Annotated in this window: 15 protein-coding genes; 9 read left to right on the forward strand and 6 right to left on the reverse strand. The window is 66.0% G+C overall.

The genetic code is table 11. The annotated features are described in order from the left end of the window. Window positions 1-43: 43 nt before the first annotated feature. The 5 genes from ACVWW6_RS39485 (at window position 44) to ACVWW6_RS39505 (ending at window position 4,958) form a co-directional block, all read left to right on the forward strand. Window positions 44-1,471 (forward strand): FAD-binding oxidoreductase, encoded by a 1,428-nt coding sequence (locus ACVWW6_RS39485; RefSeq protein WP_404523541.1) that lies wholly within the window; start codon window positions 44-46, stop codon window positions 1,469-1,471. Further along, window positions 1,468-1,908, forward strand: coding sequence for a GNAT family acetyltransferase (locus tag ACVWW6_RS39490; RefSeq protein ID WP_456682673.1), 441 nt, complete (start codon window positions 1,468-1,470; stop codon window positions 1,906-1,908). The genes ACVWW6_RS39485 and ACVWW6_RS39490 overlap by 4 nt, the downstream gene beginning before the upstream one ends. Before the next feature lie 16 nt (window positions 1,909-1,924). Further along, window positions 1,925-2,506, forward strand: coding sequence for an NUDIX domain-containing protein (locus ACVWW6_RS39495; protein WP_038965911.1), 582 nt, complete (start codon window positions 1,925-1,927; stop codon window positions 2,504-2,506). Between the two features lie 292 nt (window positions 2,507-2,798). Further along, window positions 2,799-3,728: a glycine reductase gene (locus tag ACVWW6_RS39500; RefSeq protein WP_011085352.1), complete on the forward strand. Its 930-nt coding sequence runs from the start codon at window positions 2,799-2,801 to the stop codon at window positions 3,726-3,728. Window positions 3,729-3,764: 36 nt separating this feature from the next. After that, on the forward strand, window positions 3,765-4,958 hold the full coding sequence (locus ACVWW6_RS39505; RefSeq protein ID WP_456682674.1) for a CaiB/BaiF CoA transferase family protein: 1,194 nt from the start codon (window positions 3,765-3,767) through the stop codon (window positions 4,956-4,958). 85 nt (window positions 4,959-5,043) lie between these two features. On the opposite strand, the gene ACVWW6_RS39510 is transcribed toward ACVWW6_RS39505, so the two are convergent. After that, entirely contained in the window at window positions 5,044-5,808 is a 765-nt protein-coding gene (locus ACVWW6_RS39510; RefSeq protein WP_304551233.1) for an SOS response-associated peptidase, read from the reverse strand. A gap of 63 nt (window positions 5,809-5,871) precedes the next feature. On the opposite strand from ACVWW6_RS39510, the gene ACVWW6_RS39515 reads away from it, so the two are divergent. From ACVWW6_RS39515 to ACVWW6_RS39530, 4 genes are all read left to right on the forward strand, one after another. Next, entirely contained in the window at window positions 5,872-6,372 is a 501-nt protein-coding gene (locus ACVWW6_RS39515) for a hypothetical protein (protein ID WP_011085349.1), read from the forward strand. Between the two features lie 3 nt (window positions 6,373-6,375). After that, window positions 6,376-6,810, forward strand: coding sequence for an NUDIX hydrolase (locus ACVWW6_RS39520; RefSeq protein WP_011085348.1), 435 nt, complete (start codon window positions 6,376-6,378; stop codon window positions 6,808-6,810). 201 nt (window positions 6,811-7,011) lie between these two features. Continuing rightward, on the forward strand, window positions 7,012-7,389 hold the full coding sequence (locus tag ACVWW6_RS39525) for a TIGR02301 family protein (RefSeq protein ID WP_011085347.1): 378 nt from the start codon (window positions 7,012-7,014) through the stop codon (window positions 7,387-7,389). A 184-nt stretch (window positions 7,390-7,573) separates the two neighbouring features. Continuing rightward, the gene (locus ACVWW6_RS39530; RefSeq protein ID WP_008135624.1) at window positions 7,574-7,840 is read left to right on the forward strand and encodes a hypothetical protein; all 267 of its coding nucleotides are present in this window, start codon (window positions 7,574-7,576) and stop codon (window positions 7,838-7,840) included. Window positions 7,841-8,036: 196 nt separating this feature from the next. Here the strand turns inward: ACVWW6_RS39530 and ACVWW6_RS39535 are convergent, their stop codons facing one another. From ACVWW6_RS39535 to ACVWW6_RS39555, 5 genes are all read right to left on the reverse strand, one after another. Further along, window positions 8,037-8,357 carry a cupredoxin domain-containing protein gene (locus ACVWW6_RS39535; protein ID WP_011085346.1) on the reverse strand — a complete coding sequence of 107 codons (321 nt, stop codon included), beginning with the start codon at window positions 8,355-8,357 and terminating at the stop codon, window positions 8,037-8,039. Window positions 8,358-8,367: 10 nt separating this feature from the next. Then, entirely contained in the window at window positions 8,368-8,901 is a 534-nt protein-coding gene (locus ACVWW6_RS39540) for a DUF4142 domain-containing protein (RefSeq protein WP_162603500.1), read from the reverse strand. A gap of 93 nt (window positions 8,902-8,994) precedes the next feature. After that, window positions 8,995-9,699 carry an RNA polymerase sigma factor gene (locus ACVWW6_RS39545; RefSeq protein WP_038965913.1) on the reverse strand — a complete coding sequence of 235 codons (705 nt, stop codon included), beginning with the start codon at window positions 9,697-9,699 and terminating at the stop codon, window positions 8,995-8,997. An 81-nt stretch (window positions 9,700-9,780) separates the two neighbouring features. After that, window positions 9,781-10,650: a sulfurtransferase gene (locus tag ACVWW6_RS39550; RefSeq protein WP_011085343.1), complete on the reverse strand. Its 870-nt coding sequence runs from the start codon at window positions 10,648-10,650 to the stop codon at window positions 9,781-9,783. Between the two features lie 180 nt (window positions 10,651-10,830). Further along, a complete protein-coding gene (locus ACVWW6_RS39555; protein WP_038965914.1) occupies window positions 10,831-12,165 on the reverse strand; it encodes a dihydroorotase in 1,335 nt (444 codons plus the stop codon). Between the last annotated feature and the right edge of the window lie 84 nt (window positions 12,166-12,249).

Here is a 12,249-nt window from a genome sequence, read left to right on the forward strand (position 1 = left end):
TAAGATCATGTGCAAGAGATAAGAGCGAAGTAGAGACGAGACAATGAACATCAACAAGCCTGCCACTCCTCCGCTTGCGCCCGAGCTGATCGAGCAATTCCGCAAGATCGTCGGCGAGCGCCACGCGATCACGGATGCGGCCGACATCGAGGCCTATGTCACCGAGGAGCGCAATCTGTTCCACGGCCGCTCGCCGCTGGTGCTGCGTCCGGGCTCGACCGCTGAAGTCTCCGAAATCTGCAAGCTCGCCTCCGCGCACAAAATCGCGCTGGTGCCGCAGGGCGGCAACACCGGGCTCGTCGGCGGCCAGACCCCGCACAATGGCGAGGTCGTGGTGTCGCTGCGTCGGCTGGACAAGATCCGCGAGGTCGATACCGCCTCCAACACCATGACTTGCGAGGCCGGCGTGGTGCTGCAGATCGCGCAGCAGAAGGCATCCGACGTGGACCGACTGTTTCCGCTCTCGCTCGGCGCGGAAGGAAGCTGCACCATCGGCGGCAATCTCTCGACCAATGCCGGCGGCACCGCCGCGCTCGCCTATGGCGTCGCGCGCGAGATGGCGCTGGGGCTGGAGGTCGTGCTCGCGGACGGGCGCGTGCTCAACGTGCTGTCGAAGCTGAAGAAGGACAACACCGGCTACAATCTGCACAACCTCTTCATCGGCGCGGAAGGCACGCTCGGCATCATCACGGCGGCGACGCTGAAACTGTTTCCGAAGCCGCGGGCGGTCGAGACCGCCTTCGTCGGGCTGAAGTCGCCGGCCGCGGCGCTCAAGCTGCTGACGATCGCGCAGGGCGAAGCCGCCAATGCGCTGACGAGCTTCGAGCTGCTGTCGGAGATGGCGGTCGACTTCTCGGTCCGCCACGGCATCGACGTGCGCGATCCGCTTGCAGAGAAGCATCCCTGGTACGTGCTGATGGAATTGTCTTCGCCGGGCGACGATGCCCGCACGCCGCTGGAAACGATCCTGACCCGCGCGATGGAGGAGGAGATCGTCGACGACGCCGTGATCGCGGCCAACCTCAGCCAGCGCAACGGCTTCTGGAAGCTGCGGGAGGAGATGTCGTCGGCGCAGAAGCCGGAGGGCGGCTCGATCAAGCACGACATCTCGGTGCCCGTCGCCGCCGTGCCCGCCTTCATCGACGAAGCCAATGCCGCCGTGGTGAAGCTGATCCCCGGCGCGCGGCCGGTGCCGTTCGGCCATCTCGGCGACGGCAACCTGCACTACAATATCAGCCAGCCGATCGGCGCCGACACCGCGGACTACCTGGCGCGCTGGCACGAGATGAACGCGGTGGTGTTCGAGATCGTGCTGCGCATGGGCGGCTCGATCTCGGCCGAGCACGGCATCGGCGTGCTCAAGCGCGACGAGCTGCCCGAGGTGAAGGACAAGACCGCGATCGAGCTGATGCGCGCCATCAAGGCGATGCTCGACCCGCTCGGCATCATGAATCCGGGGAAGGTGCTGTGAGCGTGTCCCTCACGATCGATGCGATCACCGACGCCGACGTCGAGCCGGTCGTCGCGCTGTGGCAGCGCTGCGGCCTGACGCGGCCCTGGAACGACCCGCATGCCGACATCGCGCTGGCGCGGCGGCGCGACAACTCGACCGTGCTGATCGGCCGTGAGTCCCGCGCGATCGTCGCCACCGTCATGGTCGGCCATGACGGCCACCGCGGCTGGGTCTATTACGTCGCCGTCGACCCCGATGGCCGCAAGCGCGGTTTTGGCCGGGCGATCATGGCGGCGGCCGAGGACTGGCTGCGCCAGGCCGGCATCGCCAAGCTCCAGCTCCTGGTCCGCCGCGAGAACGCGCAGGCCAACGCGTTCTACCAGTCGCTGGGCTTCGAGGAATCCACCTCGTTGATGTTCCAGAAGTGGCTCGACGGCCGCGCTTCGACTCCCTAGCTCCCGGAAAACAGCCATGACCATCTCCGACCGCGTCCGCATCAAGGACGTTCGCGTGCTCTCGGACAACTGGACTCCCCTGAAGAGCACGACGTTCGAGTACCGGCGCGCCAACGGCGAGTGGCAGACGCAGCACCGGGAAACCTATGAGCGCGACAACGCCGCCGCCGTGCTGCCCTACAATCGCGCGCGGCGCACCGTGATTCTGGTGCGCCAGTTCCGCCTGCCGGTGTTCATCCGCGGCTACGACGATCTCCTGATCGAGGCCGCGGCCGGCGTACTGGACGATGCCTCTCCCGAGGTGCGCATCCGCGCCGAGGCCGAGGAGGAAACCGGCTATCGCCTGCACCACGTCCACAAGGTGTTCGAGGCTTTCATGAGCCCGGGCGCGGTGACCGAGAAGCTGCACTTCTTCGTCGCCGAATACGAACCGGAGATGCGCGTCAGCGACGGCGGGGGCCTCGAGCACGAGGGCGAGGACATCGAGGTGCTGGAGCTTGGCATCGACGAAGCGCTGGCGATGATCGCCGACGGACGCATCATCGACGCCAAGGCGATCATGCTGCTGCAATATGCGGCGCTGCATCTGTTCAGGTAGGTGCTGCCTTCACCTCGCCCCGCTTGCGGGGAGAGGTCGATCGCGAAGCGATCGGGTGAGGGGGAGCCTCCGCGAATCCAACTCTCACCATCCTCGCGGAGGCTCCCCCTCACCCCAACCCTCCGAGCGCGAGCGGAGCTCGTCGCGGCCCCGCAAGCGGGGCGAGGGAGCGCACCTGCCGCGCTGCGAGCCATCGCGGCAAGCAATTCTGGCCTGCGCCGCCCCTCCCCCTGTTGAGCTCACAGCCGACTATCTCTAGTCTGGCTCTCAACAAGAACCAGGAGACGCGCCCATGTCCGCTTCGCGCGACGACGAATTCGGCTTTGCGCCCGACTACGACTCCCCCGTCCCCTACATGCAGCGCACCCGCGACTATTACGCGGCGATCGGCTACACCACGCCGTACCGCTGGGCACATCATGTCGAGGCGCCGTTCCAGCCGCTGAAGAAACCGCTTTCACAATCGCGCGTCACCATCATCACCACGGCTGCGCCGTACGATCCCGCCAAGGGCGACCAGGGGCCGGGCGCAGCGTACAATGGCAGCGCGAAATTCTACCAGGTCTATGACGGCGACACGTCGAAAGCGCACGATTTGCGCATCTCGCACATCGGCTACGACCGCAAGCACACCTCGGCGACCGACAGCGGCACCTGGTTTCCGCTGCCGCAGCTCCTGAAGGCATCCGCCGCGGGCCGGATCGGCGAAGTGGCTCCGCGCTTCTTCGGCGCGCCGACCAACCGCAGCCATCGCGTCACGCTCGACACCGACGCGCCGGAGATTCTGGCGCGCTGCCTTGCCGACAAGGTCGATGTCGCGGTGCTGGTGCCGAACTGCCCGGTCTGCCACCAGACCACCGCGCTGGTGGCGCGGCATCTGGAGCGGAACGGCATTCCGACCGTGATCATGGGCTGCGCCAAGGACATCATCGAGCACGCCGCCGTGCCGCGCTTCCTGTTCTCCGACTTCCCGCTCGGCAATTCCGCCGGCAAGCCGCACGACGTCACCTCGCAGGCGCAGACGCTCGAGCTCGCACTCAGGCTGCTCGAGACCGCGAGCGGTCCGCAGACGACGATGCAGTCGCCGCTGCGCTGGAGCGAGGACGCCTCCTGGAAGCTCGACTACAACAATGTCGCGCAGCTCTCGCCTGAAGAGCTGGCGCGCCGCCGCGCCGAATTCGACAAGCAGAAGGAGATCGCGCGCGGCAACCGCGCCGCCTGACGTCCTCCGGCAACCAAAACAAAAAGGGAGAGCGACGTGACGCGACCGTTCGAGGGCGTGAAGATCCTGGATTTCACGCAAGTGCTGGCCGGCCCCTATGCGAGCTACCAGCTCGCGCTGCTGGGGGCCGACGTGATCAAGGTCGAGCGGCGCGAGGGCGAGGACATGCGCCGCACGCCGCTCAGCCGCGAATGGGCCGAGCGCGGGCTCGCGCCGGCGTTCCAGGCCATCAACGGCAACAAGCGCAGCCTGACGCTCGATTTGCAGAAGCCCGATGCGATCGCCATCGTGAAGAAGCTTGCCGCCCAGGTCGACGTCGTCATGGAAAACTTCCGCCCGGGCGTGATGGACAAGCTCGGCATCGGCTATGATGCGCTGTCCGCGATCAATCCAAAGCTGATCTATTGCGCCGTCTCGGGCTTCGGCCAGACCGGCCCGGATCGCTTGCGGCCCGGCTATGACGGCAAGATGCAGGCGCTATCAGGCATCATGGCGATTACGGGCCATCCGGAGACCGGGCCGACGCGCGCGGGCTTTGCGGTGTGCGACGTGCTCTCGGGCGCCACGGCCGCGTTCGGCGTGTCGAGCGCGCTGTACCAGCGCGACCGCACCGGCAAGGGGCAGCTCATCGACGTCTCCATGCTGGAGGCGACGCTGGCGTTTCTCTCCGGGCAGATCGCGGACTGGTCGGTCGCCGGCCATCGCCAGCAGCTCTCGGGCAACCAGGCGGTGAGCCGCCGGACCACGGCGAACCTGTTCAAATGCGGCGACGGCCACATCCTGCTCGCCGTCAACAACGAGAAACAGTACCGCGCGCTGATGGGCGCGCTCGGCCGCGAGGACACGCTGTCCGATCCGCGCTTCGCCGACTGGTTCGCGCGCAACGAGAACGAGCCGGCCCTGCGCGCCATCATCGAAGAGGCGCTCGCGAAAAAGCCGGCGCGCGAGTGGGAGACAATTCTCGAAGACGCCGGCGCGCCCTGCGCCAGCATCTGGAAGGTCGAGGAAGTGATCGATCATCCGCAAGTGCAGGCACGCGGTGCGATCCAGGAGCTGGACACGCCCTATGGCCGCCTGCGTTTTGCCGGCAGCGGATTCAAGCTCGCGCATGGCGGCGGCAAGCTGGACCGGATGGCGCCGGAGCTGGGCGCGGATACCGACGCGGTGCTCGAGGAGCTGGGGTTCGATGCGGCGGAGATCGCGGCGTTGCGGGCGCGGGAGATTGTGTGACTCTCCAGCAAAAAACTCCGCTGTCGTCCCGGACAAGCGTCAGCGCAGATCCGGGACGACAACGGAGTGAATGGCGCCAGCTTGGCTAAAACAACGACCCCTGCCCGTCATCGGATGACGCGGCCGCCGCCTTCCGCGCGACCTTCTTCGGCTTCGACGCCTCCAGCTCCGCCTCCATCTCCTCCGCGCTGATCGGCAAGAGCAGTTGCTCGTCGTCATTGGCGACGCGATTGACGCGGGTGGAGACCGGGTGCCAGGCGAATTCGCCGATGCGCGGGGCGATCATCAGCGGCAGGATCGCGTCAACCTCGTCGCCGCGAACGTCGAGCCAGCGCTCGAAATCACGCGGGCTGATGGTCACGGGCACGCGGTCATGCAGCGCGGCGAGGTCCTCGCCCGCCGCCGCCGTGACGATCGCGACCGTGTCGAGCTCCTCGCCGTTCGGCCCGGCCCAGGTCTCGAACACCGCGGCAAAGCCGAGCGGCGCGCCGTCGGCCCGATGGATGAAGAACGGCTGCTTGCGGCCATCCACCGCCTTCCATTCGTAGTACCCGTCGGCCGGGATCAGGCCGCGCCGCCGGCGAATCGCGCGTTTGAAGGCGGGCTTCTCCAGCACCGTCTCCGAGCGGGCGTTGATCAGGAGCGTAAAGCCTTTGGGATCCTTGACCCAGCCCGGCAGCAGACCCCAGCGCATCAGGCGGAAATGGCGCGCGCCGTTCTCGACCAGCACGACCGGAATCGGTTGCGTCGGGGCGACATTGTACCGGGGCGGGAAATTCGGCTGCTCGACATAGCCGAACAGTTGCCGCAAAGCCGCGGGGGCCGAAGTTATGACGAAGCGTCCACACATCCTTGGGCGTCTATATAGGGTCCGTTCAGGTCCTTTTAACCCCGAACGTTAACACTGCGGCGAATGAGCTCAATGGCCTCCCAACCCGCGCGGACGCATGTACAGACGGGCCCCGAGGCAGCGGCCTGGGCCGAACGGCTGCGCGTGGCCAACATCAACCCGCGGACCGGGCTTGCCACCGACTATCTCAACCATTTCAATGAAGCGGTGATGCTGCTCGAAATGGTCCCGGACATGCCGGAATGCGCCGAAGACTTTCTGACCTGGTCGCCGCTGTCCTATGCCGAGCATTTCACGGCGTCGAACTTCAAGGCACGCGACCTCGCCATCGAAGCCTATGAGAAGGCCGATCCCAACGTGCGCGCCCAGTTCGACCACCTCACCGACACGATGACCTCGATTCTGACCGCGGTCGGCTCGGCCATGCGCGAGGTCGAGAAGGACACCACCCGCGTCCGCCTGGCCGAGCAGGCCACCCTCTGGGTCAAGCCGCTGATCGCTGCCTGCGGCGGCATCATCAATGGCGGGGCGGAAGCCGACGTCGACACCATCATGGCAAACTGAGCCGTGTCTGCGGTCGTCCAGCCCACCCATCCCCAGATTGCGGTCAGCGCCGCGATTTTTCGTGATGGCAAGGTGCTTCTGACCCGCCGCGCCCGATCGCCCGCCAAGGGGTTCTATTCGCTGCCCGGCGGCCGGGTCGAGTTCGGCGAATCGCTGCACCAGGCCCTGGTGCGCGAGGTGGACGAGGAGACCGGGCTCGCCATCGAGATCATTGGCCTTGCCGGCTGGCGCGAGGTGCTGCCGGCCACGGCCGGCGCCGGCCACTACCTGATCATGTCCTTTGCCGCCCGCTGGGCGGCCCGGGAGCCGGTTTTGAACGACGAGCTCGACGACTACCGCTGGATCGCCCCCGATGCCCTGGCGAGCCTCGGCGACATCAAGCTGACCGGGGGGCTGGAGGAGGTCATTCAATCCGCCGCGCGCTTGATTGAGGCATAGGCCGAGCCGCGGGCGCCGCTATACCTCTCCCGCTTGCGGGAGAGGTCGCGCCGAAGGCGCGGGTGAGGGCTTTCTCCTCTGGGGGGTTCTCGCTAGCGGAGGCACCCTCTCCCCAACCCTCCCCCGCAAGCGGGGGAGGGAGCACACCGCTCGCGCAGCCCGCCTTGCGCCCGCCGCCCTGAGGGGGCATACACCCCGCCGATGTCGACGCGATTTCTGGCCATTTTTGCCCTGATCCTCGCCTGCGCCTCGGTGCCCACGAGGGCCCAGGACGTGGCGGCGCCGTTTGACGCCGATTTGCAGCGGCTGGCGGAGATCCTCGGCGGCCTGCACTATCTGCGCGGCATTTGCGGGTCCAACGAGGGCAACAAATGGCGCAGCGAGATGCAGGCGCTGATCGATGCCGAAACCCCCTCCGGAGAGCGCCGCACCCGCATGATCGCCGGCTTCAACCGCGGCTATAACGGCTTCCAGCAGACCTACCGGAGCTGCACGCCGGCCGCCACCGTCGCGATCCGCCGCTACATCGAGGAAGGCTCGAAGATCTCGCGCGATCTCACGGCGCGCTACGCGAACTGATCTCGCCGTCATTCCGGGGCGCGCGTAGTACGAGCCCGGAATGACGGCGACGGGAACCCTGTCATCGTCTTTGTTCACAGCCATTAACCGTTCTTAAAGATGTGGCCTAGCGGCGTTAATACGCGTGCTACACCACTCGCACAGCGCATCGCCGTGGATCGCGCCCCAGCCCTGATCGAGTTTCATGAGCCAGCCGATTTCCTACGCCCCCGCCCGCGCGCCGCTGCCCGACCACGAGCAGAAACAGGCCGCACTGAGCTATCTCAACGAGGCCTGGGCCGAAGCGCGCCATGACGGCGTCGACGGCGACTGCCTGGCGCAGGCGAGCCTGTTTGCGGCCTTTGCCGAGCTCGTCGGCACCTATGGCGAGGACGCGGTAGCGAAGTTCGTCGAGGGCTTTCCCGGCCGGATCCGCAACGGCGAATTCTCCGTCGACATCTCCCGGCAGTAAGCGCCTTTTCGAAAATGACCCCGCCACGCGGGCGGGGCCAGTTGACGGATGAATGACTTGGCGAACGGGATCTGGTGAACAGGTTCGCGAAGTCTGCTGCGTTTATCGCACGGAAGCCGGCTCCCCCGGACAAGCATTAGTCTCGCGATGACCGGGAGATATTCCCGCCACGATTGGGAATGCACTCCCTCCTCCCTCACGGCTCGACCTTGAGCGTCGCTTTCATGTTGGGATGATAGCGGCAGTAATAGTCGACCGCTCCCGCCTTCTTCAGAACGAACGTCGCCGATTTCTCGGGCTGTAACGTCACGTCGAAATCGCCGTTCTTCGCGGTGGCGGTGTGGGCGAAGACGTCCTTGTTGACCCACCTGATGGTGTCCCCGACCTTCGCCGACACCTCAGTCGGTGAGATCACGAGATTCTCCATCGTGATCTCGATGGTCGCCGCGTGCGCCGGGACGGCCATCGGCAGGAAGATGATCGCAAGCGCGATCGAAGCGAGGCGTCCCGGCTTCATCCCACGCTCCCTATTTCAGCTCGGCCGCGACGTGCTCGGCGTGCTGCTGATGGCCCTGGAAAATCTTCAGGCCGGTCTGCAACAGGCTCTTCAGCTCGGCATTGTTCGCCGACGGAATCAGCTGGGTCTCCAGCGCACCGTTGACCGCCTTGTGGTAGGCGACCTCGTTGACGACATAGGCCTTGTCGAAGGCCGCGCCGCTCAGCTTGTCGAGCTCAGCCAGCTTGTCACTCGCCTGCTTCGACAGCGCCTTGCTGGTGTCGTTGTCCTCGGGCGTGACGTTCAGCTTCTTGACCAGCGCGAGCGCCTGCTTGTTGACGGCCTCGTGGTCGCGCAGCATGTCCTCGGCAAACGCCTTGACGTCCTTGTTCTGCGCCTTTTTCTGCGCCTGCTTGGCGGCGTTGATGTCGATCACGCCCGCGGTGTAGGCGATATGGGCGATCTGCGGATCGGTCGGCTTGTCGGCTGCGCCGGCGCCTTGCAGCAGCGCGGGGCTCGACAACAAGATTGCTGCGGCAACAGCCGCGCTCCGTCGAATGAACATGGTTTGACACTCCTGTGCTGCCGGACGGGGTCCGCCGGCGCGTTGCTTCACAGGTGTTGGATGGGAATTTCGCGCAAACGTTCCCGAAAAACTTCAGCCGCCGACGCCGAGCCGCTTCAGCACCGACACGGTCAGGCGCTCGCAGCGCCAGCCCGCGAACGGGAACGCATCCATCATCACCGGACCGATCTCCTTCTCGACGTTCTCGCGCAGCATGGTGCGGGCGCGGTGCAACCGCGTCTTCACGGTTTCGGGCTTCACGCCGAGCAGATCGGCGGTCTCCTCGATGTTCATGCCCTCCATGACGCGTGCGATGAAGACCATGCGGAAGACATCCGGCAACTCGTCGATTGCGCGTTCGACGACGCGCTGGATTTCACGTTGGGCCATGGTCCTTTCCGGATCGCCTGCGGGTGAGACGGGAAATTTGATGATCTGCGCCTCGAGCGCGGCTTCGGGCACCGAGCTGAGCTCGACATGGGGCCTGGCACTTCGCGCCCGGCCGAGCGCTTCGTTGATGGCGATGCGCGACAGCCAGGTCGACAACCCGGATTCCCCGCGGAAGCCATCGAGATGGGTAAAGGCGCGGACATAGGTTTCCTGCACCACATCTTCGGCTTCGCTGTCGCTGCGCAGAATGCCGCGCGCGAGGCGGTAGAGCCTGCGGTTGTTGGCCTGCATGATCTCGCGCAGCGCGGACTCGTCGCGGCCTCGCGCACGATCGACCAGTTCCGCCTCCGAGGCCCTGAATTCTGAAGTCTTGGCGCCGGCGGACAGGCCGGCTGCGGTCCGTTGCATTGCGGTCACCTGCTTGTCTCCATTGGTTCCAGACATTGGATGCCGGCCCAAGGGAAAGGTTCCCAACTTTCTTACCTTCCCCTAGTCGGTCTCGATCGGCAGCGACGGATCCCTCGCCCATTCGCCCATCGATGCGTCGTAAAGCGTCAGCTTGTCGAAGCCGAGCTGCGTCAGCAGCAACAGGTCGATCGTCGCCGAGATGCCACCGCCGCAATAACAGATCACGGTCTTGTCGCGCGTAACGCCCTGGGCGGCGAATTTCGCTTCGGCATCGGCAAGGCTCGTCAGCGTCTTGTCCGCATTTGTGAGCGTTGCGGCTGATACGTTGACGCTGCCTGGAACTCGGCCGGGCCGGCCGTAGCGGCTCGGCTCGAGGCCGCGATGAAACTGCGGCCCGAGCGCATTGACGATCACGGTCGCGGGATCGCCTATCCGCGCCTTCACGACATTCTTGTCGACAAAGAAGCCCGCGCGCGGTGTGGCCTTGAAGGTCGTGGCGGGGTAGCCCTTCGGTGTGCCGGTCTCGACCGGTCGCCCCTCTTCCTTCCATTTGTCGAAACCGCCGTCGAGCACAAGCGCGTCGACGCCGAGCGAGCGCAGCATCCACCAGAACCGCGTCGCCCACATCATCGTGCCGATGCTGTAGAGCACGATGGTCTTGGACGCATCGAGGCCATGGCGGCCGAAGGCAGCTTCGAGCTGGGCCACACCGGGCATCATGAAGAACTGCTGCGCGGAGGCGTCGGAGAACTCGCCCTGAAGATCGAGGAAATCGGCGCCGGGGATGTGGCGCGCCGCGAAGGTCTTGTCGCCGGGAACGGCACGATACGGCAAGTCGCTGCCTGGCGGCACCGGTTCGTTATAGGTCGTGCAGTCGTAGAGGCGTAAGGCGGGATCGCCGAGGATGGCGGCGAGTTGTTCGGTGGAGATGAGGGGTGCCGGTTGGGGCATGCGATGACCTCTCCAACGTCGTCCTGGCGAAAGCCAGGACCCATTACCACAGCACTATATGGCTGCGGGCAGATCTGGCCACCAGTCTTCGCAACAATATCCGGTCGGGGTTATGGGTCCTGGCTTTCGCCAGGATGACACCGAGTCTGAGGCACGCACCGTGCCGCGGCGCGCCAAGCCCTACGCCTTCAGCGTCTCCAGAAACCGCACCGGCTCGCCTTGCGATGGCGTCACCAGCTCGCCCTGCCACATCACGCGGCGGCCGCGGATGAAGGTGCCGACGGGCCAGCCCGTGACGCGGACGCCGTCGTAAGGGGTCCAACCGGCCTTGGACGCCACCCATTTGTTGGTGATGGTTTCGCTGCGCTTCAAGTCGACGACGGTGAAATCGGCGTCGTAACCGGCCGCGATGCGGCCCTTGCAGGCCATGTTGTAGAGGCGCGCGGGGCCGGCGCTGGTGAGATCGACAAACCGCGCCAGCGACAGGCGGCCGGCGTTGACGTGATCGAGCATGAGCGGCACCAGCGTCTGCACGCCGGTCATGCCCGAGGGCGAAGCGGGATAGGTCTTCTGCTTTTCTTCCAGCGTATGCGGGGCGTGATCGGAGCCGAGCACGTCGATGATGCCCTGCTCGATGCCGCGCCAGATGCCGGCGCGGTGATCGGCCCCGCGCACAGGCGGGTTCATCTGCGCCAGCGTGCCGAGCCGCTCGTAGCATTCGGGCGCGACCAGCGTGAGATGATGCGGCGTCGCCTCGCAGGATGCGACGTCCTTGTGGTCGCGCAAAAACTCGATCTCTTCCTTGGTCGAGATGTGCAGCACGTGGATGCGCTTGCCCGTCTCATGCGCGAGCTTGACCAGGCGCTGCGTCGCCATCAGCGCCGCGGTCTCGTCGCGCCAGACCGGATGCGAGCGCGGATCGCCCTCGATGCGCAGCGGCTTGCGCTCGTTGAGGCGGTATTCGTCCTCGGCGTGGAACGCGGCGCGGCGGCGGATCACCTGGAAGATGCGGCGCAGGCTCTCGTCGTCCTCGACCAGCAGCGCGCCGGTCGAGGAGCCGATGAACACTTTGACGCCCGCGCAGCCGGGCGCGCGTTCCAGCACCGGCAGGTCCTGCACGTTCTCGCGGGTGCCGCCGATGAAGAAGGCGAAGTCGCAATGCATGCGATGACGGGCGCGCTTCACCTTGTCGGTGAAGCTGGCCTCGGTCACGGTGAGCGGCGATGTGTTCGGCATCTCGAACACGGCGGTGACGCCGCCCATCACGGCGCTGCGCGAGCCGGTCTCGAGGTCTTCCTTCTGCTCCAGCCCGGGCTCGCGAAAATGCACCTGCGTGTCCATCACGCCGGGCAGGATGTGCAGGCCCTTGCAGTCGATCACCTCGGCGGCGGAGGCTTGCGACAGCGCGCCGATCTCGGCGATGCGGCCGCTCGCAATGCCGATGTCGCGCAGGCCCTCGCCGTCCTGGTTGACGACAGTGCCGCCCCTGAGGATCACATCGAAACGCTGGGTCATGGCTGAAGGCCCCTCTCATCCCCAAGCGCAGGGCTCGAGGTCTTGTCGTTTATGCGCTGCGGGCTTACGTTCCGGAGCAACATG

This window comes from Bradyrhizobium sp. USDA 3311, from assembly GCF_054062495.1.